This window comes from Paenarthrobacter sp. YJN-5, from assembly GCF_015040095.1.
Taxonomy (GTDB): domain Bacteria; phylum Actinomycetota; class Actinomycetes; order Actinomycetales; family Micrococcaceae; genus Arthrobacter; species Arthrobacter ureafaciens.
Genome location: NZ_CP053544.1, coordinates 2,194,004 through 2,218,308, shown reverse-complemented (window position 1 = coordinate 2,218,308; position 24,305 = coordinate 2,194,004). Strand labels below are relative to the sequence as shown.

Sequence of the window (24,305 nt, the reverse complement as noted above, 5' to 3'; positions counted from 1 at the left end):
AAGAGGCTGTTGGAACGGCACCGTCGCCGGTGCCGTTCCGATGGTGGGTTTAGTCCACCAAGCTGTGTACGTTGACCCTGTGGTAACGCTGCAGGACCTCCTGTGCATGGCGTACTTCGCTTTGTTGGGCCGCTTCATCCCATCCCATGGGACCGGCCAGCACCGCGGCGAGCTCATTGAGCAGCTCACCCGTGACCAGCCCCCGGAACGCCAGGGAAGTACGTCGGATGAGCACATCCACCAAGTGGCCAACCTGTTCGTTCTGTGCCATGAATTCGAGTTCGCGGACGCTCAGCTCCCGGGTTGAACGCAGCGGAGCGTCATTTCCGGCCTTGAGGTAGGCGATGACGTCCTCGGCACGGGTGCCGTAGCGGGTCAGCAGGCCTTCCACCCGGCCGGCGTCGAGCCCGGGTCCCATGTGCTTCTTGATCCACTCCTGCTCGCCTTCGGCCGTTGCCGGATAGCCGGCGCCACCGCCGATGGGGAGCTTCGCCGTCGAGACTTTGCGTGCCTGTCCCAGTTCGCGGAGGACGTCGTTGGTCATGTGTTCGGCCAGCGCGCGGAAGGTAGTCCACTTGCCGCCAACCAGGCTGAGTACGACGGCGGCCTTGCCGCCTGGCGTGGCCGCTGCGGCATCGCCGGTGCGGACGCTCCGTTCGATCCTGTAGTCCCTGGACACGAAGCCGGGCTGCGTTTCATCGTGCCGCGGTAGTGGCCGCACCCCCGAGAAGCTGTAGACGATGTGGTCGCGGTTCACGGAAATGGTCGGGAACACATGCCCCACCAGGTCGAAGAAGTAGTCCACCTCCGCGTCGGTGCATACTGCGTCTTCGCCCATGTCCGCGTCAACGTCGGTGGTGCCTACCAGGACGCGGTCGCCCATGGGGTAGATCAGGACAATGCGGCCGTCGGTGTGCTCAAAGAAGATTTCCCGGCCGTTGCAGGCTTCCAGGAGCTCAGGATGGTCCAGGACGATGTGCGATCCCTTGGTACCGCCCATGAAACGGCTGGCAGCACCCATGGCCTGGTTGGTGAGGTCCACCCATGCGCCGGTCGTGTTGACGATGACGTCAGCCTGGAAATCGAACTCTTCGCCGGAGAGCTCATCCCGGAGCCTGGCGCCGTGTGGGCCCATGCCTGCAAGCGAGACGTAGTTGCTGGCCCTCGCTGTTCCGCCCTGCTGTTTGCCGGAGGAAAGGCCGGCCTTTTCGCCGTCCTGCAGCACGTCAAGGGTAAGGCGCTCGGGATTGTGGACCGATGCGTCAAAGTAGGTGGCCGAGTACTTGATGTCCTGGCGGAGCCGCGGCAGCTCAGCCAGCGCCTTGTCACGCCCGAGGAACTGGTGGCGCGGTACGGTGCCGCCGTCACGGGAGAAGAAGTCGTACATGGTCAAGCCGAGCTTGATGAGGAAAGCACCGCGCTCCTTCGGCTTGCCCTGCTTGTGGGTGAGGAAGCGGACAGGTGCAGCCAGGATTCCGGAGAACGTGCTGAAGATGGGGATGGTGGTCTGCAAAGGCTTGACGTAGTGCGGCGCGATGCGAAGCAACCGGTTCCGCTCCACGACAGATTCCTTGACCAACCGGAACTCACCGTTCTCGAGGTAGCGGATCCCGCCATGGATCATGTGCGACGAGGCGCCGCTGGCGCCCTGGCAGTAGTCGCCACGCTCCACGAGGGCCACATCCACGCCTTGGAGTGCCAGATCACGGAAAGTCCCGACGCCGTTGATCCCACCACCGATGATGAGGACCTGCGCTGACGGCCGTTCCTGCAAGGCCGCCGCAGATCCACGTCGCTGTGTTCCAACTGACTGGCCGGAATTCCTGTTGTGTCCCAAAACTGCTCCCTTGGGCTTGGCTTGTGCGCAACTTTTTGTCACGGCACCTGTCACCACTAATCTGGCGAAGGTGGAAAATGGAGTCAAGCTATTTGCACAAACGTGCAGCAAGGAAATGAGATGGGACGATCACGTCACTCGGATGCGCTTCGGGCCGCACAAATGTATTACTTGCAGGACCTGACCATGGACGCCATTGCCCGGGAGCTGAGAACCTCGCGGTCCACGGTCTCGAGGCTGCTGTCATCGGCACGCGAAACCGGGCTGGTACAGGTGCAGATCCGCAGCCCGTTCGATACGGCGCCGGAGTTGGAAGGCCAGATCCGGGACCGGTTCGGCGTCGATGTCCATGTGGTTCCCGTGCTGGACACGCTGAACGAAGCCGAAACCCTTGACCGGGTGGCAATGCAGGCCGCCAGGACGATCGGGCCGTTGGTGGATTCGAACGCGATCATCGGGGTGGCATGGGGTGCCACCCTCAGTGCGGTCAGCCGGCACTTGACCCGGAAAGTCACCCACGACAGCATCGTGGTCCAGTTGAACGGTGCGGGAAACATGCAGACCACCGGCATCACCTATGCCAGCGACATCATGCGCCGTTTCGGCAATGCCTACGGGGCGCGGGTGGAGCAGTTTCCGGTTCCTGCCTTCTTCGACCACGCCGCCACCAAGACGGCCATGTGGAATGAACGCAGCGTCCAACGCATCCTGGACCTGCAGGCGAGGATGAGCATTGCCATCTTCGGCGTGGGATCCGTGGATTCGGATTATCCCAGTCACGTGTATGCCGGCGGCTACCTCGACGAACAAGACCTTGCTGAACTGGCTGCTGATGACGTCGTTGGCGACGTGGCCACTGTCTTCTTCCGGAGCGATGGCTCCTCGGACGGCATCACCCTGAACGAGCGGTCAACAGGTCCTACCCACGACCAGCTTCGCCAAGTGCGTCGCCGGATCTGCGTGGTGTCCGGAGCTTCCAAGATCAACGGCCTCCAAGGCGCATTGGCCGCGGGCCTGGCCACGGACCTGATCCTTGACGAAGCCTCGGCCCGCCGCCTGGTCAGCTTTACCGGCCAGCCAGCGGGTATTCCTGCCGGTAATAGGTAGAGTCGTTGTCATGAGAATCCCGGCGCGGCAGAGCTTGAACAACGGCGTGATGATGGACTCCGTGGGATACGGGTTGTATAAAGTTCCCCCGAAGGACGCCGAGTCCCTGGTCAGCACCGCACTGGCGGAAGGCTACCGTCGCTTCGACACCGCGGCCATGTACGGCAACGAAGTAGGCGTCGGACGCGCGATCGGCGGGGCCATCGGCGATGCCAACGAGGCGAACGTCGGGACAGGTGGTTCCGGTGAGGCGGTTCATGCCCTGGCCCGGGAGGACGTCTTTGTTACCACCAAGGTGTGGAACGATGACCAGGGATATGACGCCACCCTGCGCGCCTTCGACACCTCCATCGCCAATCTGGGCCTTGACTACGTGGATCTCTACCTCATCCACTGGCCCTGCGCCCGCCGCGGTCTTTTCACTGAGACCTACAAGGCGCTCGAGACCCTTTACCGCGAAGGAAAAGTCCGGGCAATCGGCGTTTCGAACTTCCAGCCGGAGCACCTGGCACGGCTGATGGAATCAGCGGAGGTCGTTCCTGCGGTTAATCAGATCGAGCTTCACCCGTGGTTGCAGCAGGCCAGGCTCCGCACCCTGCATGAACAGCTGGGAATCCGCACCGAGGCCTGGAGCCCCCTCGGCCGTGGACAGGTCCTGGCCGACCCGGCCATTGCAGAGCTGGCCGACAAGCACCGGCGCACCCCGGCGCAGGTCATCATCCGGTGGCACCTCCAGCTGGGTAACCTGGTGATCCCCAAGGCAAGTTCGGCCGGGCGCATCAAGGAGAACTTTGCAGTTTTCGATTTCGAGTTGGACCAGGACGACATGGACGGCATGGCCGCCCTCGAAAGACATCACCGGACAGGCTCGCATCCGGACACCGTGAACTAGGAACGACTGAATGGAAAATGTGGACACCGCGCACACCCCTGAAGGTGCACAGGCCCCGGTCGAATTCTTCAGCAAGTCCCTGCCGGGACGGACCTCTGCCGCAACCATCGACGTCGATGGAAGCAACGTAGCGTACTGGACCTATGAGCCTTTGGAGGCGAAGGAGAACGCGAGGACAATCCTTGTCATCCACGGCTTCCGCGGGGACCATCACGGACTCCTGCGGGTGGCGGACCAACTTCCCGATATGAGGCTGATCATGCCGGACCTGCCGGCATTCGGCAGCTCGGAGCCCGTTGTTGGCGATGAACACTCCGTAGCGCGCTATGGGATGTTCATCAAGCACTTCATGGAGGCCCTCGGGCTGGGCCCGGACACCGTCCTCCTTGGCCACTCCTTCGGATCCATCGTGGCCAGCCACTTCGCAGCCAACCACCCGGGCGCCGTCAACCCGCTCATCCTGGTCAACCCCATAGCTTCGCCGGCACTGGAGGGTCCCAAAGGCTTGATGACCAAGCTGGCAGTCTTCTACTACTGGGCTGCTGCACGCCTGCCCAAGGCTCCGGGACTCGCCCTCCTCCGCAACCGGGTGGTGGTGCGTGTCATGAGCGTGACCATGGCAAAGACGAAGGACAAACAGCTCCGCCGCTTCATCCACGGCCAGCACGACGCATACTTCAGTGCCTTCGCCAACAGGGAGAGCCTCCTGGAGTCATTCAAAGCATCGGTCTCCGGGACAGTCGGGGACGTCGCAGAGCGGCTCAACCTGCCGGTCCTCCTGATCGCCGGTGAGAAAGACGAGATCGCCACGCTGCCGGACCAATACAAACTGATGGCGCTCCTGCCGGATGCGAGGCTGGAAGTGATTCCCGGCGTCGGGCATCTTATCCACTACGAAACCCCCGCCCCGGCCGCCGCCGCCATCCGCGACTTCCTGAAGGACAATCCCGCGTGAAAATCGTTTTTGATGCCCGCTTCACCAGGACAGAGCACCATGACGGCATCAGCCGGTACGGCTCCAGCCTGATCGCCGCGGTCTCCAAAATCGCCGATGTCACCATGCTCATCAGCGACCAGCGGCAACTCGCACTGCTTCCCGATGTTCCCTACGTCATGATCAACAGCCCGCTGTCCCCCATGGAGCTGTTCGTGGCGGGCAAGGTCAATCCCTTGGGCGCGGACGTCGTGGTGTGCCCCATGCAGACCATGGGCACGTGGGGCAGGCGGTACGGCTTGATCCTGACGCTGCATGACCTGATCTACTACGAACACCCCGCTCCCCCGGGGTTCCTTCCCGCACCCGTGCGTCTGCTGTGGCGTCTCTACCACAAGGCGTTCTGGCCGCAGCGGATGCTGTTGAACCGCGCGGACGTCGTGGCGACCATCAGCCGCACCACCGAAGCGCTGATGGCAAAGTACCGGCTGACCAACAGGCCGGTCCGCATCGTGGCCAACGCCCCGCAGGGCGGCCAAACACCCCGGAATCCGGCGGACGGCGCTGACAAATCGCTCGTGTACATGGGCTCGTTCATGCCGTACAAGAACGTGGAAACGATGATCCGCGGCATGGCCGGCCTGCCGGACTACACCCTGCATTTGTTGAGCCGCATTACCCCCGGACGCCGGGCCGAACTGGAGGCCCTGATACCGGACGGCGCCAAAGTGGAATTCCACAACGGGGTCACCGACGACGAATACGAGGATCTACTGAGGCGGTCCACGGCCCTCATCAGCCTGTCCCGGGCCGAAGGGTACGGGCTTCCCTTGGTGGAGGCGATGGCTGTGGGTACTCCGGTGATTGCCAGTGACATCCCGATTTTCCGTGAAGTGGGCGCCGACGCCGTGAGCTTCGTCCATCCGGAATCACCGTCGGAATTCGCGGCCGCCGTAACCGCTTTGGACGAGCCCGGAGCTTGGCAGCGGCGCTCACTCAGGTCCGTGGAACGTGCCGCCGACTTTGACTGGGACGCCTCTGCACGCCAGCTTCTGGCTGCAGCCGAAGAAGCCATTGCCCTGCGCTCCCGCAAACGCCGCACCTCCCCCAGGAAGGACGCCCGATGATCGAGATCCTGAGCCCCGCAGAAGTTGCCAAAGCCAGGGTAACCGGCGCCTTGGTGGCCGATATCCTCTACACCCTGAAGAGCCGGACCACGGTCGGCACCAACTTGCTGGACATCGACCGCTGGACCAAGGAGATGATCCTCAAGGCCGGCGCCGAATCGTGTTACGTCGACTACGCGCCCTCCTTTGGACGGGGTCCCTTTGGGCATTACATCTGCACGGGTGTCAACGATGCTGTGCTCCACGGCCTCCCCCACGATTACCAACTGGCGGACGGTGACCTGCTGACCCTGGACCTGGCCGTGCTGAAAAACGGAGTAGCCGCCGACTCCGCCATCAGTTTCGTGGTGGGCGAATCAGCTCCCCCGTCAGGGGTTGCCATGATTGAGGCCACCGAACGGGCACTCAGTGCCGGCATAGCTGCGGCGGTCCCCGGCGCCCGCATCGGAGACATTTCCCATGCCATAGGTTCGGTCCTGGGTGCTGCCGGTTACCCTGTCAACGTGGAGTTCGGCGGGCACGGTATCGGTTCCACCATGCACCAGGACCCGCACGTTCCCAACACCGGCAGGCCCGGGCGCGGTTACGAACTCAGGCCGGGACTGCTGCTCGCCCTGGAGCCCTGGGTCATGGAAGACACCGCCAAGCTGGTCACGGACGCAGACGGCTGGACGCTCCGGAGTGCTACCGGGTGCCTGACCGCCCACAGCGAACACACCATTGCCATCACGGATTCGGGTGCCGAGATACTGACGCTCCCCACGGGCACGCTGCTGTAGGCAATCAGAGAACGTCCACGCCGTCCCAACGCAGTTGGACCGGACCGGCCACCCGCTTGGCCGCGTTGGCCGCCTTCACGGCCCGCATGGCCTGGGTGGCGTTGGCGGCCTCGGCGTACGGAATGAAGTACAGCGTACGGACGTTCCTGTCCTCCGCTGCAGGGCCGTCCTCCCCTGCAGGGCCGTCCTCCCCTGCGGGGCCGGCGGGGCGGCTCCCGGACATCGCCAAGGGAGCCGGGCCTACACTCCGCAGCTTTGGCTGGCCGGACTGGCCGAGGAACGCGTCCAAAGCATCGGAAAAGTGCCCGACGTCGGCCCGGGGACCCGTGACGGAAGCCACCCGGACCGCTGGCGGGAGCTGCAGTTCCTTCCGGAGTTCCAGTTCCCGCGAGGCGTAGCCGGGAGCATCCCACCGCACCAACGCTCCAGTAGCTGTGGTGTCGTCCGCCGTGACAATCACGAGGCCGCCCTCGCGGGCCGGCCTGACCAACGCTGCGGCGTTGAACCAACGGCGCACAGTGTCTTCACCGGCACGCAGGTTCTCGCGGCGAAGCAGGGAGTTTCCGTCCAGCAGCAAACAGGCGGCGTAACCGCCGTCGGCCACTGGTTCGGCACCAACCGTGGCAACCACCAGTGCAGGAGCGTCCGGCACGCCGGCCTTGACGTGCTCCCCCGACGAGGTGACCACAGCATGTCCGGGGAATGCCCTGCCCAGTTCCTCGGCGGTCCTGATGACCCCGGTGGCGCCACGCCGCAGCCGGGTCCCCGTGCAATGGCTGCATCGCCACTGGGGCGCTGGAGTGGAACACCACCGGCAAGCCGGCATCGCTGACCCGCCTGCCATGGCAAGGGGTCCCTGACAGGCATTGCACCTGGCAGGCTCACGGCATGTTTCGCACACCAGTGACGGTGCGTACCCGGCCCGTGCCACCTGGACCAGGACCGGGCCCCGTTCCAGGCCCGCTTTGGCGGCACGCCAAGCAGCACCGGGCAAACGTGCAATACGTGCGAGCGGATCCCGTTCCTGTTCGAAGCTGTCCGCGGTGTTCACGACCCTGGGCACGGTTGACCGGATGACAGTGCGCGGGGCCTCGACGGCCACCGCCCAGCGCAGGTCCACCAGCCGTTGGAGTTCCGTGCTGCGCGTGTGCGAAGCGAGCAGGCAAGCGGCGCCCTCCTGCTCGCTGCGCAGAAGCAGGACTTCCCGGGTATGGGCGTAAGGGGCGCGCTGATCAATGTGGAGGTCGTCCCCGTCATCCCAGCAGACCACAAGGCCCAAGTTCGCCACCGGCGCATAGGCAGCGGAGCGGGTTCCAACGGCAACCCCCGCTTCACCCCGCAGCAGCCGCAGGAAATTACGGTAGCGCGGTGTCTGGCCGTCGTCGGCTGTCAGCCGGGCAACATCACCCTCAGGCAAGACAGCGGCAAGGGCAGCTTCCACCCGGTCCAGGTCCCGGCGGTCGGGCACCACCACGACTGCGCCCCGGCCTGAGCTGCGGACCGCGGCGACGGCCGCGGCCAGCATGGCGGGCCAACCGTGCCGGCCGTATCCCTGCAGCGCTGTCAGGACGGCTTTGGGCGCACCGCCCCCGGCCAGGTGGTGGAGGAAGGCAGGGCCGTTGCTGTACGCGTTCCACTCCGGCCCGGCCCCAACGCCGGGCCCAACATAGGGCCCAACGCCAGATGCGGAGACAGGCTCAGGCGAGGTGCCCGCCTGGGCTTCTTTCTCCACCTTTGCCACCCGTGGCGGAATGGCCGTGCGGAGTACATCACTCAAAGTTCCGGCGTATCGTGCGGCCACCGCGGCGGCCAAGGCGTGGACGGCCGGCGTCAGCACGGGCACCGGCGACACCACCTTGTGCAGGGTGCTGAGCTCCTGCCCGGCCTCGGAGGTTTGGCGTCGCTCCGTGATGTATCCGCTGAGTTCCTGCCCGTTGAACTTCACCTTCACCCGCACGCCGGGGAGGGCCGCGCCTTCAAGTTCAGCAGGCACGCTGTAGTCGAAAGGCCGGTCCAAATGCGGGAGCGGAGATTTGAGCACTACGCGGGCAACGGGATCCGCTGCTGCCAGCGGCGGCCCCTTCACGGGGGCCTTCGCAGGGAAACCCTGCAACAACGAAGGTTGCACCAAGGCAGGCCGGGAATCATGCTCCGCCATGCACTTCACCTCCTTCTCGGAACGCCATCACAGAGTGGACACTGGCTTTGAGCCCCGCCTGAACGCAGGATGCCCGCAGCGGGATCAACCCGCCACGGGCATCTCTGGCTCAAGCCAATCATGAGCCACTGACATTATGTGGACCTGGCGGCACGTGCGCGGCCGGGTGTCAGGCGTTGAAGAATTCCTTGAGGTCGGCCACGCGGTCGAGGCGTTCCCACGTGAAGTCCGGCTCTTCCCTGCCGAAGTGGCCATGTGCGGCCGTCTTGGCATAGATGGGCCGCTTGAGGTCGAGGGCATCGATGATGGCCCGGGGACGGAGGTCGAAGATTTCGTCGATTGCCTCCGCAATCCTGGCCGGATCAACGGTTTCCGTTCCAAACGTCTCAACGTACGTACCCACCGGGCGGGCCTGGCCGATCGCGTAGGCGATTTGGATCTCTGCCCGCTTGGCGAGGCCGGCCGCCACGACGTTCTTCGCTACCCAGCGCATCGCGTAGGCTGCCGAGCGGTCCACCTTGGACGGGTCCTTGCCGGAGAACGCGCCGCCGCCGTGGCGGGCGAATCCGCCGTAGGTGTCCACAATGATCTTGCGGCCGGTCAGGCCGGCATCTCCCACGGGTCCGCCGATAACAAAGGCTCCCGCGGGGTTGAGGATGTTGGTGGCCCGGGAAAGGTCCAGGTTGGAGGCTGCAAGCACAGGTTCGATCACGTGGCTGGCAAGGTCCGCACGCAACTGGTCCAGTCCTGTTTCCTCGGCGTGCTGGCTGGAGATGACCACGGTTTCGACCGAAACCGGCCGGTCGCCGTCGTACCCTACCGTCACCTGCGTCTTGCCGTCGGGCCGCAAGTACGCAAGTTCGCCGCTTTTCCGGACCTCGGTGAGGCGTTCGGACAGGCGGTGCGCAAGCCAGATGGGCGTGGGCATGTAGGACGCAGTTTCATCACTGGCGTAGCCGAACATGATCCCCTGGTCACCGGCGCCCTGGAGGTCGTAATCATCTTCCTGCCGCCCCTCCCGGGCTTCCAGAGAGTTGAAAACGCCACCCGCGATGTCATTGGACTGCTGGCCGATGGAAACGGACACACCGCACCGGGCACCATCGAAGCCGTTGGCCGAGGAATCGTAGCCGATGCCAAGGATGGTCTCGCGGACAATCTGGGGAATTTCCACGTAGGCGTCGGTGGTAACCTCGCCGGCCACATGCACCAGTCCGGTGGTAGCCATGGTCTCCACTGCCACCCGGGATTCGGGATCGGCGGCCAGCAGCGCGTCAAGGATGGCGTCACTGATTTGGTCGCAGATTTTGTCCGGGTGCCCTTCAGTGACCGACTCTGAGGTGAAGAGCCGGAGCTTGGACGGGTGGCCATGCGTTTGGTGGTGCAGCGGTAAAGTCACTCGACTACCTTACTGGGTTGCGGGACGACGGCATTTGCCGTGTGTCCCTTTGCTAAGAATTTCACAGCAGGGCTCGCCTGCAGGGAGCTATGGTGCGGGGAAGGCCGCGGACAGTTCGACGGCGGCACGGTCCACGACGGCGGCGGCGACGTCGGCCTTCGAGCCGGACGCCGTTTGCGGTTCGGCACCATGTCCGGAAAGGATGACCACGGAGTTGTCATCCTGGCCGAATACCTTGCCAACGCCCACGTGGTTGACCACCAGAAGGTCACACCCTTTTCGCTTCAGCTTGGCGGTGGCATGTTGCAGCACATCGCCATGGGCGTCGCCTGTTTCGGCGGCAAATCCGATGATCAGCTGCTGCCGGTCCGCGGCATTGCGGGCTTCTACGAGCTCCTGCAAAATGTCGGGGTTCCGGACCAGGCGCACGACCGGCGCTTCTTCGCCGTCGACCTTCTTGATTTTGGTGTCCGAGACATCCGCCGGCCGGAAGTCCGCTACCGCGGCAGCCATAATAACGACGTCGGAGTCCACTGCCGATTTCAGGGCTGCCTCACGCAGCTCCAGGGCGGACTCAACGCGGACCAGCTCGACGCCGGTCGGAGGTTCGATGTCCATGTGGGCCGCGAGGAACCGGACGGTTGCACCTGCTGCCAGGGCTGCCGAGGCCAAGGCAGCTCCCTGCTTGCCCGAGGACCGGTTGCCCAGGAAGCGGACAGGATCCAGCGCTTCCCGTGTGCCGCCTGCGGAGATGGTCACCACTTTACCGGCCAACGGGCCAGGGCCGGCGCCGTCCGCCGGACCAACGGCTGAAACGCTTCCCGCCAACGCGATCGCGGCCTCGAAAATGACGTCGGGCTCAGGCAGGCGCCCGGGGCCGGAATCGGCGCCGGTGAGGCGGCCGACTGCGGGATCCAGTACTGTCACCCCGCGGCTTCGCAGCGTCGCCACGTTGGACTGGGTGGCCGCGTGCTGCCACATTTCCGTATGCATCGCCGGGGCAAACAGGACCGGACCGTGCGCCATGAGCAGCGTGTTGGTCAGGAGGTCGCCGGCTTGGCCCGTTGCTGCCTTCGCCAGGAGGTCCGCAGTGGCGGGGGCAATCACAATGAGGTCTGCCTCATGGCCCAACCGCACATGGTTGACCTTCTCGACGTCGTCGAAAACGCTGTTGCTCACAGGGTTGCCGGACAACGCTTCCCACGTCGCGACACCTACGAACCGCAGGGCGGACTCGGTGGGAATGACCGTGACTTGATGACCGGCTTCAGTAAAAAGCCGGAGGAGCGATGCAACCTTGTAGGCTGCGATCCCTCCCCCGACTCCGAGGACTATGCGCACGTGACCTCCGTCAACAGGCAGTCTGCTTCTTTATTCCGTGGGCTCGATGGGGGTCGAAACCAGGAGGCCTTCGTTGATCTCGCGCAGGGCGATGGAAAGCGACTTCTCGTTCAGCTTGGTGTCGACCAGCGGACCGACGTACTCGAACAGCCCCTCGTGCAGCTGGGCGTAGTAGGCGTTGATCTGGCGGGCACGCTTGGCGCCGAAGATGACCAGGCCGTACTTGGAATCGGCAGCCTCAAGCAGCGAATCGATCGGCGGGTTGATGATGCCTTCAAGGTTCGTGGACACGAAATCTCCAAATTCTAGCGGGCCGACAAGTGCAAGCGCTTAGCGCTCGTGCGGGGTAAGCCCCATGAGTGAAACAAGCTCGTCCGCTGCCCGGCGAACGTCGTCATTAATGACGGTGTGGTCAAACTCCGGTTCAGCAGCAAGTTCCAGTTTAGCGGTTTCCAGCCTGCGCTGCTGTTCCTCGGCCGTTTCAGTGCCCCGGCCCACAAGCCGGCGCACCATTTCGTCCCACGTCGGGGGCGCCAGGAAGACGAACTTTGCCTCCGGCACAGCCTCCTTGACCTGGCGGGCGCCCTGGAGATCGATCTCCAACAGCACCGACCTGCCCTCGGCGATGGCGGCATCCACGGTACTGCGAAGGGTCCCGTACCGGTTCCGTCCGTGCACCACGGCCCATTCCAGGAACTCCCCCGCGGCCACCAGGGATTCAAACTCCTCGGCCGTCTTGAAGAAGTAGTGGACGCCGTCCTTCTCCCCCGGCCGTGGAGCACGGGTGGTGGCTGAAACAGACAGCCACACCTCTGGATAGTTGTCCCTGATGTAGGTGGATACGGTTCCCTTGCCCACGGCAGTGGGTCCTGCAAGGACAGTCAGTCCAGGTTTCGTGCTCACGGATTCCTTCGAAAGATGCTTAGACGCTTTGCTGGGTCTGAATAAAATCTACCAGCGCGCGGGCCTGGTGGATTCCCAGCCCCCTGATCCTCCGTGATCCGGCAATCCCGATCTCAGCCATGATGGCCGCGGCACGGACCGGCCCGATGCCGGGAAGGGCTTCAAGGAGTTCGACCACCCGCATGCGTGCGATCGCCTCGTCGGTTGTCCCCGAGGAGATGAGCTCGGCGATGCTGACTTCACCCCGCTTGAGCCGCTCCTTGGCTGCCGCCCGGGTGGCCCGCGCTTTGGCAGCCTTCTCCAAGGCGTCGGAACGCTCTTGTGGTGTCAGCTCTTTTAGGGCCATGGCCAAACTCCCGTCAAGTCGGAATTGTGACACCGATCACGCGGCTGATGCTGAACCTACCTGCAGGGGGTCAGCCGCGCAAGCCACCCAGGGTTTCCCGTGTGGCTGCCTGCAGCGCGGCAATGTCCGGACCCGCCGCCAGGATGCCACGGCTGGACGTTGCCAAGACCATCGGGTAGGCCTGTCCAAAGGTCTCCCGCAGATCGGCCGGAGTGGCCCCCTGGGCCCCGAGCCCCGGGGCGAGGATCGGTCCACGCACCGGGCCCAGGTCTATGTCCAAATCGCCAAGGGCCGAACCTATGGTGGCGCCGACAACCAACCCCACCGAGCCCAAGGGCCCTTCGTAACGATGGTTCTCCGCAGCAGCTGCAGCCACGATGCGGCGGGCCACCGAATCTCCGCCGCCGACGTGCTGGACGCTCCGGCCCTCAGGGTTGGACGTCAGCGCCAGGACAAAGACTCCCCTGCCGTGTTCGGCAGCGAGGTCCAAGGCCGGACGCAGGGACTCAAAACCGAGGTACGGGCTCAGCGTCACCGAGTCGGCGGCCAGGGAAGATCCGTCACGAAGCCAGGCATCGGCGTAGGCCGCCATGGTGGATCCGATATCCCCGCGCTTGGCATCGGCGATGCTGAGCACGCGTGCTTCGGCTGCTGCGGCCAGGGTCCGCTCCAGGACGGCCATGCCGGCCGACCCGTGGCGCTCATAGAGCGCCACTTGGGGCTTGACCGCGGCAGCGAGGGAAGCCACCGCCTCCACCACGGTGAGCGAGAAACGCTCCAGTCCTGCGGCGTCGTCGTTCAGTCCCCAGGAGCCCAGCAACTGCGGGTGCGGATCGATGCCGACGCACAGCGGCCCCCGGGCTTCCATGGCCGCAGAAAGCCGGGAGCCGAACGACTCAGGCATGTGCGGCTTCCAAAGAGGCCGTCAGGTTGGCGGCGTGCTCCTGCAGGCTGGTCACGGACCACTCGTAGGTACGGAGTGCTTCGATGGCCTGCACGGCGGCGTTGAACTCCGCCACCGTGGTGATGCACGGGATGCCAATGGACGTCGCTGCCGCACGGAGTTCGTAGCCGTCGCTGCGGGCTTCGCCGCCGGACGGGGTGTTGAACACCATGTCGATTTCGCCCGCGATGACGAGGTCCGCGATGGTGCCTTCGCCCTCTGCGCTGCTTCCCTCGGCCACCTTGCGGACCGGCGTCGCCTGGATGCCGTTGCGGCGCAGGACGTCCGCGGTGCCGCCGGTGGAGACGATTTCGAAGCCGAGGTCAGAGAGCCGCTTGACGCCCATGATCACCGAGCGCTTATCGCGGTTGGCTACCGACACGAAGATCTTGCCTTCGGTGGGAAGGGCGTTGTTGGCACCGGACTGGCTCTTCGCGAACGCGGTATCGAAGTGCTTGTCGATGCCCATGACTTCACCGGTCGAGCGCATTTCAGGGCCGAGCAGCGAGTCCACGACCTTGCCCTCGGGCGTACGGAAGCGGCTGAAGGGCAGCACGGCTTCCTTCACGGCTACCGGAGCATCCAGGGGCAGGGTGGAGCCATCGCCGGTTTCCGGCAGCATCTTGTAGGCGCTGCGGAGCTGGTTGATGGTCACGCCGGTGCCGATCAGCGCGGCAGCCTTGGCCATCTGCACGCCCGTTGCCTTGGAGACGAACGGGACGGTGCGGGAGGCACGCGGGTTGGCTTCCAGGACGTACAGGACGTCGGAGGCCAGGGCGAACTGGATGTTGATGAGGCCGCGCACGCCGACGCCCTCGGCGATGGCGCGGGTAGCGGTCCGGACCCGCTCGATCACGTTGTTGCCCAGGGTGATCGGAGGCAGGACACAAGCGGAGTCACCGGAGTGGATACCGGCTTCTTCGATGTGCTCCATGATGCCGCCAAGGTACATGTCCGTTCCGTCGAAGAGCGCGTCCACGTCAATTTCGACGGCGTCCTCCAGGAAGCGGTCGATCAGCACGGGGTGGTCCGTGGTGATCTCCGTGGCGTTAGCGATGTAGCGGGAGAGGTTGGCCTCGTCGTAGACGATCTCCATGCCGCGGCCGCCCAGGACGTAGGACGGACGGACCAGCACCGGGTAGCCGATCTCGTCGGCGATCTTCTTGGCGTCCTCGAAGGAAACGGCGGTGCCGTTCTTGGGGGAGGTCAGGCCGGCTTCGTCCAGGACGCGGGCGAAGGCACCGCGGTGCTCGGCAAGGTCAATCGCTTCCGGGGAAGTGCCCAGGATCGGCACGCCCGCGTCAGCAAGCTGCTGGGCAAGCTTCAGCGGGGTCTGGCCACCCAACTGGACAAAGACGCCCATGACGCCGCCGGTGCGTTCCTCGGCCGCGATGACTTCCAGCACGTCCTCGAGGGTCAGGGGTTCGAAGTAGAGGCGGGTGGAGATGTCATAGTCGGTGGAGACCGTCTCCGGGTTGCAGTTGACCATCACGGTCTCGTAGCCGGCCTTGCGCAGTGCCATGGAGGCGTGGACGCAGGAGTAGTCGAACTCGATGCCCTGGCCGATGCGGTTGGGCCCGGAACCGAGAATGATCACCGAGGGCTTGGCGTGCAGGCCCACTTCATCTTCCTCGTCATATGCCGAGTAGTGGTACGGCGTGTAGGCTGCGAATTCGGCTGCACAGGTGTCCACGGTCTTGTAGACGGGACGGATGCCCAGTGCCTGGCGGACGCCGCGGACGACGGCCTCGGAGTTGTGCGTCAGGGCACCGATCTGCTCATCGGAAAAACCGTGGCGCTTAGCGTTGCGGAGCATGTCCTCGCTGAGGACACCGGCCTTGCGGATCCCGTGCGCGGTCTCGTTGAGCAGCTGCAGCTGGTCAAGGAACCAGGGGTCGATCTTGGTGGCTTCGTAGAGTTCCTCCACGGTGGCACCCCCGAGGAGCGCCCGCTGCACCTGGTACAGGCGTTCGGTGGTGGGACGCTTGGCCTTCTCAATGAGTTCGGCGACATCGTATTCGGGCACGGAGCTGAAGTCCAGCTGCGAACCCTTCTGTTCCAAGGAACGCAGGGCTTTCTGCAGGGCTTCTGTGAAGTTGCGGCCCATGGCCATGGCCTCGCCCACGGACTTCATGGTGGTGGTCAGCGTGTTGTCGGCTGCCGGGAACTTCTCGAAAGCGAAACGCGGAACCTTGACGACGACGTAGTCCAGCGTCGGCTCGAACGACGCCGGGGTCTTCTGCGTGATGTCGTTGGGAATTTCGTCCAGCGTGTAGCCGAGGGAAAGCTTGGTGGCGATCTTGGCGATGGCAAAGCCGGTGGCCTTCGATGCCAAAGCCGAGGAACGCGACACGCGCGGGTTCATCTCGATGACGACGACGCGTCCGGTATCCGGGTTGATGGCGAACTGGATGTTGCAGCCACCCGTGTCCACGCCCACCTCACGGATCACGGCAATGGCGACGTCCCGCAGCTTCTGGTACTCGCGGTCCGTCAGAGTGAGGGCCGGGGCCACCGTGATGGAATCGCCGGTGTGGACGCCCACGGGATCGAAGTTCTCGATGGAGCAGACAACAACGACGTTGTCGTTCTTGTCCCGCATCATCTCGAGCTCGTATTCCTTCCAGCCAAGGATGCTCTCCTCGAGCAGCACCTCGGTGGTGGGGCTGTACTGCAGGCCCTGACCGACGATCCGGCGGAGGTCGTCCTCGTTGTACGCCAGACCGGAACCCAGGCCGCCCATGGTGAAGGACGGACGGACAACCATCGGGTAGCCGAGGTCCTCGGCGGCTTTGAAGGCCTCGTCCATGGTGTGGATGATGTGGCTGCGGGCGGACTCGGCGCCGCAGCGCTCAACAACGCCCTTGAACTTCTCGCGGTCTTCGCCGAGCTCGATCGCGGCGATGTTCGCACCGATCAACTCCACGTTGTACTTCTCCAGTACACCGTTCTTATCCAAGGCGATGGCCGTGTTCAGGGCCGTCTGTCCACCAAGGGTGGGCAGGACGGCGTCGGGACGCTCCTTGGCAATGATCTTTTCGACCACCTCGGGAGTGATCGGCTCCACGTAGGTGGCATCGGCGAACTCGGGGTCCGTCATGATGGTGGCCGGGTTGGAGTTGACCAGGATGACCCGCAGCCCCTCGTCCTTCAGGACGCGCAGGGCCTGGGTACCGGAGTAATCGAACTCGGCCGCCTGGCCGATGACGATCGGCCCGGAACCGATGACAAGGACGCTCTTGAGATCTGTACGCTTGGGCATTACTTGTTGTCCTCAGTCTTGTTTTGGTTCTTGGTTGCGGTGGCGCCGCCGGCTTTCGTTTCAGCCATGAGGTCGATGAAGCGGTCGAAGAGGTACGCGGCATCGTGCGGCCCTGCGGCCGCTTCGGGGTGGTACTGGACCGAGAAAGCAGGGATGTCGAGGCAGGCAAGTCCTTCGACGACGTCGTCGTTCAGCGAGACGTGGCTGACTTCCACCCGGCCGTAGCGCTCTTCGGGTGCCACGGTGGCGCCGTTCAGGGGCGCATCAACAGCGAAGCCGTGGTTCTGAGAGGTGATTTCCACCTTGCCCGTGCGACGGTCCATCACCGGCTGGTTGATGCCGCGGTGGCCGTACCGCAGCTTGTAGGTTCCGAACCCAAGGGCGCGGCCCAGGATCTGGTTTCCGAAGCAGATGCCGAAGTACGGCAGCTTCTCGTCCAGGACGGAGCGCAGCAACTTGACCTGGTGATCGGCAGTGGCGGGGTCCCCGGGGCCGTTGGACATGAAGAAACCGTCGGGGTTGAGGGCGTTGACGTCCTCAAGCGTGGCGGTTGCCGGCAGGACATGCACCCGCACGCCGCGCTCGGCGAACCGGACGGGGGTCATCGCCTTGATACCGAGGTCGACGGCGGCGATGGAGAACCGCGGTTCGCCTTCCCAACCGTGGTCCTTGGGGTCCACCACGTAGGCTTCGTCGATGCTGACCTCTTCGGCAAGCGCGGAGCCTTCCATGGGGGCGCTTGCCAGCACGGTATCCAGCAGTTCCTTGTCGGACGCGTTGGCGGCTTCGCCGGAAAAGATCCCGGCGCGCATGGTCTTGTGCTCGCGGAGATGCCGGGTGATCGCACGGGTGTCAACGCCCTGGATGCCGACGATACCTTGGGCGACGAGTTCTTCGTCGAGGCTCCGCTCGGACCGCCAGTTGGACGGGCGTCGTGCGGCGTCGCGGACGACGTAGCCCTCAACCCAAATCTTGCGCGATTCGGCGTCCTCGCCGTTGACGCCGGTGTTCCCGATGTGCGGCGCAGTCTGCACCACGAGCTGGCGGGCGTAGGAGGGATCGGTGATGGTCTCCTGGTAACCGGTCATGCCGGTGGCGAAGACCGCTTCGCCGAGCGCGGTGCCCTGGGCGCCGTAGCTCCGGCCGCGGAAAATACGGCCGTCTTCCAGCACCAATACGGCTGCTGAGGGGGTTGGTGAGGTGGCTGCGTTACTGTCCGTCACTTTATTACTTTCCACTATCGGCATCTGCCTGAGGGGCTGCGGAGGTCAATTCTTGAATGGCTTGGCGGAGGCGGTCCTGGTCGGCGGAGTTCCTCGACCTGAATCCTGTGTCCAGTTCACGGCTGCCCAGTTTCCAGCTGATGACAAGGAGCCCGTCCTTTTCGACGAACTTCCCTGCCATCCCGGAGGCGGAGCGGCTGTCAGTCAGGGCTTCCCGCGGAATGAACACCGGGGCTGCTCCGGGGCGGTCGAACAACACGCCTTCGGCGTGAACGCTCAGTTCCGCGTTGGTCCGGATTCCAAGGCCTTGGACAGCGATGCGGTCCAGCCAGTCACCGGCCGTGGTGGTGCTGACGTACTGGCCGTCGGCCACCACTGTGGCCGGCGTCAGTTGCCGTGGCACTTCCGGAAGGCGTTCGACGTCGGATTGTCGTCGGAGGCGGTTCCGCCACCCCAGGCCGATCATGGCCAGGGCGACGGCGATCAAGCCTGCGGTGACGAGCGCCGAGAGCAGTTGTGTGTCCACTAGGCGCCGCTGACTGCCCCGGTGGAATCCGGGGCCGGAACGGTTTCGGTGTAGCGGTACGGGGTGTTGAGCCTGCCGTTGAGGACGGTCGGGTGTCCTTTGAAGAAGGTTGCCACCACGGAACCGGGCAGTTCCCTGCCCTTGAACGGTGAATTGCGGCCCATGGTTGCCATCTTATGGGGATCAACGGTCCAGCGCGCAGCCGGGTCCACCAGGATGACGTTTGCCGGCTCCCCGGCCTCCAACGGACGGCCCTGGTCCGCCACCCTGCCAATGCGGGCCGGAGTGAAGGATGTGACCCTGGCAAAATCCGCCCACGTCATGAGGCCGGTTTCGATCATGGTCTCCTGGACCACGGACAGCGCGGTTTCCAGCCCGGTCATGCCCATGGCGGCCTGGGCCCACTCGCATTCCTTGTGCTCGCTGGGGTGCGGTGCGTGATCGGTGCCCACCACATCAATGGTCCCGTCGGCAAGGCCCTCCCGGAGTGCCTGCACATCCGCGTCCGTGCGCAGCGGCGGGTTCACCTTGTAGACGGGGTCGTAGCTGCGGACCAGTTCATCGGTCAGGATCAAGTGGTGCGGGGTGACCTCGGCAGTGACATTGATGCCGCGGGCCTTGGCCCAGCGCACGATTTCAATGCTTCCCGCAGTGGAGACGTGGCAAATGTGCAGGCGGGAACCGACGTGCTGGGTCAGCAGTACATCGCGGGCAATGATGCTTTCCTCGGCTACCGCCGGCCAGCCGGCCAGCCCGAGGACAGCCGAAACGGCGCCTTCGTTCATTTGCGCGCCGGCGGTCAGGCGGGGTTCCTGCGCGTGCTGGGCCACCACGCCGTCGAACGCTTTGACGTATTCCAGCGCGCGGCGCATCAGGACGGGATCATGCACGCAGATCCCGTCATCAGAGAACATGCGCACCTGGGCGCGGGAGTCGGCCATGGCACCGAGTTCGGCGAGTTGCTCCCCGGCGAGTCCCACCGTCACTGCGCCGACAGGCCGTACGTCCACCCAGCCCGATGCCCTTCCCAGGCTGTGGACCTGCTCCACCACACCGGCGGTGTCGGCCACCGGATTGCTGTTCGCCATGGCGTGGACGGCCGTGAAGCCACCCAACGCGGCCGCACGGGTACCGGTTTCGACGGTCTCCGCATCTTCCCGGCCCGGTTCGCGAAGGTGGGTGTGGACATCAACCATGCCGGGCAGCGCGACCAGGCCTGCGGCGTCGATGACTGTGGCATCCCCGGCAGCAAGTCCGTTGCCCCGGGCCGCGATGACGCCGTCCCGGATCAGGAGGTCCTCGGCTGCACCGCCCAGGATGGCGGCTCCGCGGATCAAATACGTGTTCGCGGCCATCAGTTGTTCTCCTTGGTGGGCTGGTTGCTTACGGGGGCGGTCGCTTCACGGGAATCCCCCGAAAGCAACAAGTACAGGGCGGCCATGCGGACCGATACGCCGTTCCGGACCTGGGCGAGCACGGTGGAACGGGGTGAATCCGCCGCGGCGGACGAGATTTCCAGGCCGCGGTTCATGGGACCGGGGTGCATGATGATGGTGTCGTTCATGCCGAGGTCGTCCAGCGTCCGCAGGCGGGCGTCGTCGAAGCCCCAACGGCGGGAATATTCACGGGTGGACGGGAAGAAGGACGCGTTCATCCTCTCCCCCTGGACCCTGAGCATCATCATCGCGTCGACACCTGCTTCAAGGGTCTCGTCCAGGTTGTAGCTGACCTTGCAGGGCCACTGTTCGACGCCGACCGGCAGCAGCGTGGGAGGTGCCACGAGGGTGACCTCCGCGCCGAGGGTTCGCAGGAGCCACACATTTGAACGCGCCACGCGGGAGTGCAGGACATCTCCGGCGATCGCGACGCGCATGCCCTTGAGGTCGGCGCCGGTGGATGCGACGCCCTTGATGCGCGACCAATGGCGGCGCATGGTGAAGGCGTCCAGCAGGGCCTGCGTGGGGTGTTCATGGGTGCCGTCACCGGCATTGACCACCGCGGCATCGATCCAGTCGGTGGCAGCCAGGCGGTGCGGCGCTCCGGAAGCCCAGTGCCGGATGACCACGGCGTCTGCACCCATGGCGGCCAAGGTCTGGGCGGTGTCCTTGAGGGACTCACCTTTGGAAACCGAGGAGCCCTTTGCCGCGAAGTTGATGACGTCGGCGGAGAGCCGCTTCGCCGCTGCTTCGAAGGAGATGCGGGTGCGGGTGGAATCTTCGAAGAAGAGGTTCACCACCGTCCTGCCGCGCAATGCGGGCAGCTTCTTGACCTCGCGCTCACCGACGGCAGACATTTCCTCGGCCGTGTCAAGTATCCGGATCGCGTCGAAGCCGCTGAGGTTTTCCGTTGAGAGGAGATGCTTCACTTGCCTGCCTCGATGACTACCTCGTTGACCGGAGTTTCGTTCACGGAGTCGGTCTCTTCAAGATGTACGCGGACCTTCTCCGAGGACGATGTAGGAAGGTTCTTTCCCACGTGGTCTGCACGGATGGGGAGTTCACGGTGCCCCCTGTCCACCAGGACAGCCAACCGGACGATGCGGGGGCGCCCGAGGTCCACCAAGGCGTCCAAAGCTGCGCGGATGGTCCGACCTGAGTAGAGGACGTCGTCAATGAGGACAACAACTTTGTTATCGATCCCGGACAGCGGCAGGCGTGTATGGTGCGGGGGTCGGGTGGGCTGGTGCGAGAGGTCGTCGCGGAACATAGTGACATCCAGTTGGCCCACTATTGTTTCGGCGTTGACGGCAGGATCAGCGGCGGCAATCTTATGGGCCAGCCGGACAGCCAGGGGATAACCACGGCTTGGGATACCCAGCAGGACCAGGTCCTGGGATCCCTTGTTGGCTTCAAGGATCTCGTGGGCGATACGAGTGAGCGCACGATCGATATCCGCCTGGTTGAGGACAACCCTGGACGGAACCTGCGCTGAAGTAGCTTCAGTCATCGCTCGTCTCCCCTTTCCCCGCCTCACAGGACGGAATTAAAAAAGGAATATTTGCCTTCCAAAACTATCACAGCCACAGCGCCGGCCACCTGCCACGTCAGCGGCCGTGGGTGAGTTTAAGGTCACACCGCAGGCGTGGCATAGGCTCGGACCCATGAGCAGCAACCAACCAGGCCGCCATGATGGACAGCGGCCCTACCCCCGGCCGTTTCTGGAGCCCGGGGCCAACCCCACATGGATCGGCCACATCCAGCCCGGCAACTACCAGCCCGCTCCCGGCAACCCCGCACCGTTGGGAAACCAATCATGGGCAGTCGCGCCCCAAGGCATGCCGCGCCGTTCAGCCGGTTTGCTGCCACTGCTCCTTGTCGGCGGCATCCTGGCCTTCGGCAGCCTTCTCCTGGTTGTTCCGTTCCTCCTGGGCAACACCGGGTTGGCGGGCTTCATCATAGGCTTCATCGCATCGCTGGTTCCGCTGTCCATAGTCCTGCTGACGGTCCGGTGGATCGACCGCTGGGAGCCGGAACCCAAACGGCTTCTGTGGTTTGCCTTCACGTGGGGAGCGGCTGTCTCCATTGCGGCGACGCTCCTGATCCAACCACTATTTGCCCTCGCGGCGCCCACCACCAGCGAGGACGCCTACAGCTACTTCATGGCCACCGTGCAGGCACCGATCGTCGAGGAGTTCAGTAAGTCGCTGGGACTCCTCCTGTTGATATTCGCCGCCCGGAAATACTTCGACGGACCCGTTGACGGCGTCGTGTTCGCTTTCACCATCGCCGCGGGTTTCGCGTTCACCGAGAACATCCTCTATTTCGGACGGGAGATCGCTTCTTCGTCCGACCCCGGGACCGACCTTGTCCGGATCTTCATCCTCCGCGGCGTGATGTCTCCTTTTGCGCACGCAATATTCACGGGAACCACCGGCTTGATCATGGGTTTCGCGGCGAGGAAGTGGCACTCGGGGTACGCGGTTCTGGCGTTCTTTGTGGGCCTGTTGCCTGCGATGTTCCTGCATAACCGCTGGAACAGCATGGGCCAGGGATTCCTGGTTGAATACTTCGTGGTCCAGGTCCCCATCTTCCTGGTAGCCGTGCTTGGAATAGTCTTCCTTCGCATGGCCGAGGGAAAACTGACCCGTCAACGGTTGCTGGAATATGCCCGCGCCGGGTGGTTCACCCCGGCGGAGGTGGACATGCTGGCTACACCCCGGGGCAGGCGCCAGGCCCTTGGCTGGGCATCCTCACGCGGCCGGGCCGCTCAGATGCGGGCGTTTATCAAGGCGGCGACGTCCCTCGCCTTCACCCGCCAGCGCATCCTCAGCGGCAGGGACGTCCACGTCCACCAACACGATGAACTTGAACAGCTGCGCCGGATACCCGGGCTACGGTCAGCGGTGCTCATGTAAGCGTTCATAAACGCAGAATGCCCCTTGGAGTCCGGACTGGCCGGATTCCAAGGGGCACCAAGTATGCAGAAATAAATCGGTTCCTACGCCAACAGCGACGGCTTGAGCTTCTGCAAGCGGCCCAGCAAACCGTTGATGAAGGCCGGGGACTCGTCCGTGGACATGGTCTTCGCCAGGGCTACGGCCTCGCTCACAGCGACCCCATCGGGAACGTCGTCGTTGTAAAGAAGTTCCCACGTACCAATGCGGAGGATGATGCGATCCACCGCCGGCATGCGTTCAAGAGTCCAGCCCTGCGCATAGGTTTGCAGGAACTCGTCGATGGTGGGCTGCATGGAGACAACCCCCTCCACGATTTCCACCGTGTACGGATTCACAACAAGGTCAGTCTTCTCCCGACGCGCCTTGAGCGCATCAAAAGCTGAAACCGAGCGCTGCTCAGCCTCAAAAAGTACTTCAAGTGCCCTGTTACGGGCCTTACCGCGGGCACTCACTAGTCGTTGACCCTGCCCAGGTAGCTGCCATCACGGGTATCAACCTTGACCTTGGTGCCCTGCTCGACGAACAGCGGAACCTGGATCTCGTAACCGGTCTCCACAGTTGCAGGCTTGGTGCCTGCGGAGGAACGGTCACCCTGGAGACCCGGCTCGGTGTAGGTGATCTCCAGTACGACGCTCGGCGGAAGCTCGATGTAGAGCGGGGTGCCTTCGTGGATGGCGATGTTGACCATCTGGTTCTCAAGCATGAAGTTGGTGGCGTCACCGACTGTCGCGCCCGAAACGTGGATTTGGTCGTAATCGCTGGTGTCCATGAAGACGAAGTCTTCGCCGTCCTGGTACAGGTACTGGTAGTCGCGCCGGTCGACAGTTGCGGTTTCGATCTTGAGGCCGGCGTTGAACGTCTTGTCCACTACCTTGCCGGACATAACATTCCGCATCTTGGTTCGAACGAAGGCGCCGCCCTTGCCCGGCTTGACGTGCTGGAACTCAATGACGTTCCAGAGCTGGCCTTCGAGCTTCAGTACGGTTCCGTTCTTGATGTCGTTTGTGGTTGCCACTCGTATCCTCTGGTTAATTTCACTGGTCCTGGCTGATGTCCAGCTTCCAGCCGTATGCCAAGCCGGCACGCCACATTGGCCGGCCAGCGCGTATTTATCAAAAATCCATGAACCATT

At 64.1% G+C, this 24,305-nt stretch carries 22 protein-coding genes; 6 read left to right on the top strand and 16 right to left on the bottom strand.

The window, feature by feature from the left end; all coding sequences use genetic code 11:
* Positions 1-49 precede the first annotated feature (49 nt).
* Positions 50-1,837, bottom strand: a complete 1,788-nt coding sequence (locus HMI59_RS10580; protein ID WP_193593595.1) for a glycerol-3-phosphate dehydrogenase/oxidase — start codon at positions 1,835-1,837, stop codon at positions 50-52.
* Between the two features lie 120 nt (positions 1,838-1,957).
* Here HMI59_RS10580 and HMI59_RS10575 point away from each other — a divergent pair, with 120 nt between their 5' ends.
* Genes HMI59_RS10575 through map form a run of 5 tightly spaced genes read left to right on the top strand, consistent with a single transcriptional unit; the run spans position 1,958 to position 6,676 of the window.
* Positions 1,958-2,944: a sugar-binding transcriptional regulator gene (locus tag HMI59_RS10575; RefSeq protein WP_193593594.1), complete on the top strand. Its 987-nt coding sequence runs from the start codon at positions 1,958-1,960 to the stop codon at positions 2,942-2,944.
* A gap of 10 nt (positions 2,945-2,954) precedes the next feature.
* Positions 2,955-3,836, top strand: a complete 882-nt coding sequence (locus tag HMI59_RS10570) for an aldo/keto reductase (RefSeq protein WP_193593593.1) — start codon at positions 2,955-2,957, stop codon at positions 3,834-3,836.
* A gap of 10 nt (positions 3,837-3,846) precedes the next feature.
* Positions 3,847-4,791 (top strand): alpha/beta fold hydrolase, encoded by a 945-nt coding sequence (locus HMI59_RS10565; RefSeq protein WP_193593592.1) that lies wholly within the window; start codon positions 3,847-3,849, stop codon positions 4,789-4,791.
* Positions 4,788-5,897, top strand: coding sequence for a glycosyltransferase family 1 protein (locus HMI59_RS10560; RefSeq protein ID WP_166184446.1), 1,110 nt, complete (start codon positions 4,788-4,790; stop codon positions 5,895-5,897). The genes HMI59_RS10565 and HMI59_RS10560 overlap by 4 nt, the downstream gene beginning before the upstream one ends.
* Positions 5,894-6,676, top strand: coding sequence for a type I methionyl aminopeptidase (gene map / locus HMI59_RS10555; protein ID WP_166184449.1), 783 nt, complete (start codon positions 5,894-5,896; stop codon positions 6,674-6,676). Before HMI59_RS10560 ends, map begins: the two co-directional genes overlap by 4 nt.
* A 4-nt stretch (positions 6,677-6,680) precedes the next feature.
* On the opposite strand, the gene HMI59_RS10550 is transcribed toward map, so the two are convergent.
* The 13 genes from HMI59_RS10550 to pyrR all read right to left on the bottom strand — a co-directional run bounded on the left by HMI59_RS10550 (position 6,681) and on the right by pyrR (position 21,723).
* Positions 6,681-8,834 carry a primosomal protein N' gene (locus tag HMI59_RS10550; RefSeq protein WP_193593591.1) on the bottom strand — a complete coding sequence of 718 codons (2,154 nt, stop codon included), beginning with the start codon at positions 8,832-8,834 and terminating at the stop codon, positions 6,681-6,683.
* 169 nt (positions 8,835-9,003) lie between these two features.
* Positions 9,004-10,233, bottom strand: a complete 1,230-nt coding sequence (metK, locus tag HMI59_RS10545; RefSeq protein WP_021470590.1) for a methionine adenosyltransferase — start codon at positions 10,231-10,233, stop codon at positions 9,004-9,006.
* Positions 10,234-10,320: 87 nt separating this feature from the next.
* Positions 10,321-11,574: a bifunctional phosphopantothenoylcysteine decarboxylase/phosphopantothenate--cysteine ligase CoaBC gene (gene coaBC, locus HMI59_RS10540; protein ID WP_193593590.1), complete on the bottom strand. Its 1,254-nt coding sequence runs from the start codon at positions 11,572-11,574 to the stop codon at positions 10,321-10,323.
* 30 nt (positions 11,575-11,604) lie between these two features.
* Complete coding sequence (rpoZ, locus tag HMI59_RS10535) at positions 11,605-11,865, bottom strand: DNA-directed RNA polymerase subunit omega (protein ID WP_011774945.1); 261 nt, start codon at positions 11,863-11,865, stop codon at positions 11,605-11,607.
* Positions 11,866-11,904: 39 nt separating this feature from the next.
* Positions 11,905-12,477 carry a guanylate kinase gene (gene gmk / locus HMI59_RS10530; protein ID WP_021470592.1) on the bottom strand — a complete coding sequence of 191 codons (573 nt, stop codon included), beginning with the start codon at positions 12,475-12,477 and terminating at the stop codon, positions 11,905-11,907.
* Between the two features lie 19 nt (positions 12,478-12,496).
* Complete coding sequence (mihF, locus tag HMI59_RS10525; RefSeq protein WP_021470593.1) at positions 12,497-12,823, bottom strand: integration host factor, actinobacterial type; 327 nt, start codon at positions 12,821-12,823, stop codon at positions 12,497-12,499.
* Positions 12,824-12,893: 70 nt separating this feature from the next.
* Positions 12,894-13,727 (bottom strand): orotidine-5'-phosphate decarboxylase, encoded by an 834-nt coding sequence (pyrF, locus tag HMI59_RS10520; protein WP_193593589.1) that lies wholly within the window; start codon positions 13,725-13,727, stop codon positions 12,894-12,896.
* The gene (gene carB / locus HMI59_RS10515; RefSeq protein ID WP_193593588.1) at positions 13,720-17,028 is read right to left on the bottom strand and encodes a carbamoyl-phosphate synthase large subunit; all 3,309 of its coding nucleotides are present in this window, start codon (positions 17,026-17,028) and stop codon (positions 13,720-13,722) included. Before carB ends, pyrF begins: the two co-directional genes overlap by 8 nt.
* Positions 17,028-18,275, bottom strand: a complete 1,248-nt coding sequence (carA, locus tag HMI59_RS10510) for a glutamine-hydrolyzing carbamoyl-phosphate synthase small subunit (protein WP_031215971.1) — start codon at positions 18,273-18,275, stop codon at positions 17,028-17,030. The genes carB and carA overlap by 1 nt, the downstream gene beginning before the upstream one ends.
* Positions 18,256-18,777: a hypothetical protein gene (locus HMI59_RS10505; protein ID WP_021470597.1), complete on the bottom strand. Its 522-nt coding sequence runs from the start codon at positions 18,775-18,777 to the stop codon at positions 18,256-18,258. Before HMI59_RS10505 ends, carA begins: the two co-directional genes overlap by 20 nt.
* Positions 18,777-20,132: a dihydroorotase gene (locus tag HMI59_RS10500; protein WP_193593587.1), complete on the bottom strand. Its 1,356-nt coding sequence runs from the start codon at positions 20,130-20,132 to the stop codon at positions 18,777-18,779. Before HMI59_RS10500 ends, HMI59_RS10505 begins: the two co-directional genes overlap by 1 nt.
* Positions 20,132-21,142 (bottom strand): aspartate carbamoyltransferase catalytic subunit, encoded by a 1,011-nt coding sequence (locus HMI59_RS10495; protein ID WP_193593586.1) that lies wholly within the window; start codon positions 21,140-21,142, stop codon positions 20,132-20,134. Before HMI59_RS10495 ends, HMI59_RS10500 begins: the two co-directional genes overlap by 1 nt.
* Positions 21,139-21,723, bottom strand: a complete 585-nt coding sequence (pyrR, locus tag HMI59_RS10490; protein ID WP_193593585.1) for a bifunctional pyr operon transcriptional regulator/uracil phosphoribosyltransferase PyrR — start codon at positions 21,721-21,723, stop codon at positions 21,139-21,141. Before pyrR ends, HMI59_RS10495 begins: the two co-directional genes overlap by 4 nt.
* 154 nt (positions 21,724-21,877) lie before the next feature.
* On the opposite strand from pyrR, the gene HMI59_RS10485 reads away from it, so the two are divergent.
* Positions 21,878-23,131, top strand: a complete 1,254-nt coding sequence (locus HMI59_RS10485) for a PrsW family intramembrane metalloprotease (protein ID WP_193593584.1) — start codon at positions 21,878-21,880, stop codon at positions 23,129-23,131.
* A gap of 83 nt (positions 23,132-23,214) precedes the next feature.
* Here HMI59_RS10485 and nusB read toward each other — a convergent pair whose 3' ends face one another.
* Both nusB and efp read right to left on the bottom strand, forming a co-directional pair.
* A complete protein-coding gene (nusB, locus tag HMI59_RS10480; protein WP_021470602.1) occupies positions 23,215-23,625 on the bottom strand; it encodes a transcription antitermination factor NusB in 411 nt (136 codons plus the stop codon).
* Positions 23,625-24,188 (bottom strand): elongation factor P, encoded by a 564-nt coding sequence (gene efp / locus HMI59_RS10475; protein ID WP_021470603.1) that lies wholly within the window; start codon positions 24,186-24,188, stop codon positions 23,625-23,627. The genes nusB and efp overlap by 1 nt, the downstream gene beginning before the upstream one ends.
* Positions 24,189-24,305: the final 117 nt, after the last annotated feature.

What these genes read in the sequence shown, in the direction of transcription:
- HMI59_RS10575 (WP_193593594.1), top strand. Translation starts at nt 1,958, where the DNA reads ATGGGACGATCACGTCACTCGGATGCGCTTCGGGCCGCACAAATGTAT.
- HMI59_RS10570 (WP_193593593.1), top strand. Translation starts at nt 2,955, where the DNA reads ATGAGAATCCCGGCGCGGCAGAGCTTGAACAACGGCGTGATGATGGAC.
- HMI59_RS10565 (WP_193593592.1), top strand. Translation starts at nt 3,847, where the DNA reads ATGGAAAATGTGGACACCGCGCACACCCCTGAAGGTGCACAGGCCCCG.
- map (WP_166184449.1), top strand. Translation starts at nt 5,894, where the DNA reads ATGATCGAGATCCTGAGCCCCGCAGAAGTTGCCAAAGCCAGGGTAACC.
- HMI59_RS10550 (WP_193593591.1), bottom strand. Translation starts at nt 8,834, where the DNA reads ATGGCGGAGCATGATTCCCGGCCTGCCTTGGTGCAACCTTCGTTGTTG.
- mihF (WP_021470593.1), bottom strand. Translation starts at nt 12,823, where the DNA reads ATGGCCCTAAAAGAGCTGACACCACAAGAGCGTTCCGACGCCTTGGAG.
- pyrF (WP_193593589.1), bottom strand. Translation starts at nt 13,727, where the DNA reads ATGCCTGAGTCGTTCGGCTCCCGGCTTTCTGCGGCCATGGAAGCCCGG.
- carB (WP_193593588.1), bottom strand. Translation starts at nt 17,028, where the DNA reads ATGCCCAAGCGTACAGATCTCAAGAGCGTCCTTGTCATCGGTTCCGGG.
- carA (WP_031215971.1), bottom strand. Translation starts at nt 18,275, where the DNA reads ATGCCGATAGTGGAAAGTAATAAAGTGACGGACAGTAACGCAGCCACC.
- HMI59_RS10500 (WP_193593587.1), bottom strand. Translation starts at nt 20,132, where the DNA reads ATGGCCGCGAACACGTATTTGATCCGCGGAGCCGCCATCCTGGGCGGT.
- pyrR (WP_193593585.1), bottom strand. Translation starts at nt 21,723, where the DNA reads ATGACTGAAGCTACTTCAGCGCAGGTTCCGTCCAGGGTTGTCCTCAAC.
- HMI59_RS10485 (WP_193593584.1), top strand. Translation starts at nt 21,878, where the DNA reads ATGAGCAGCAACCAACCAGGCCGCCATGATGGACAGCGGCCCTACCCC.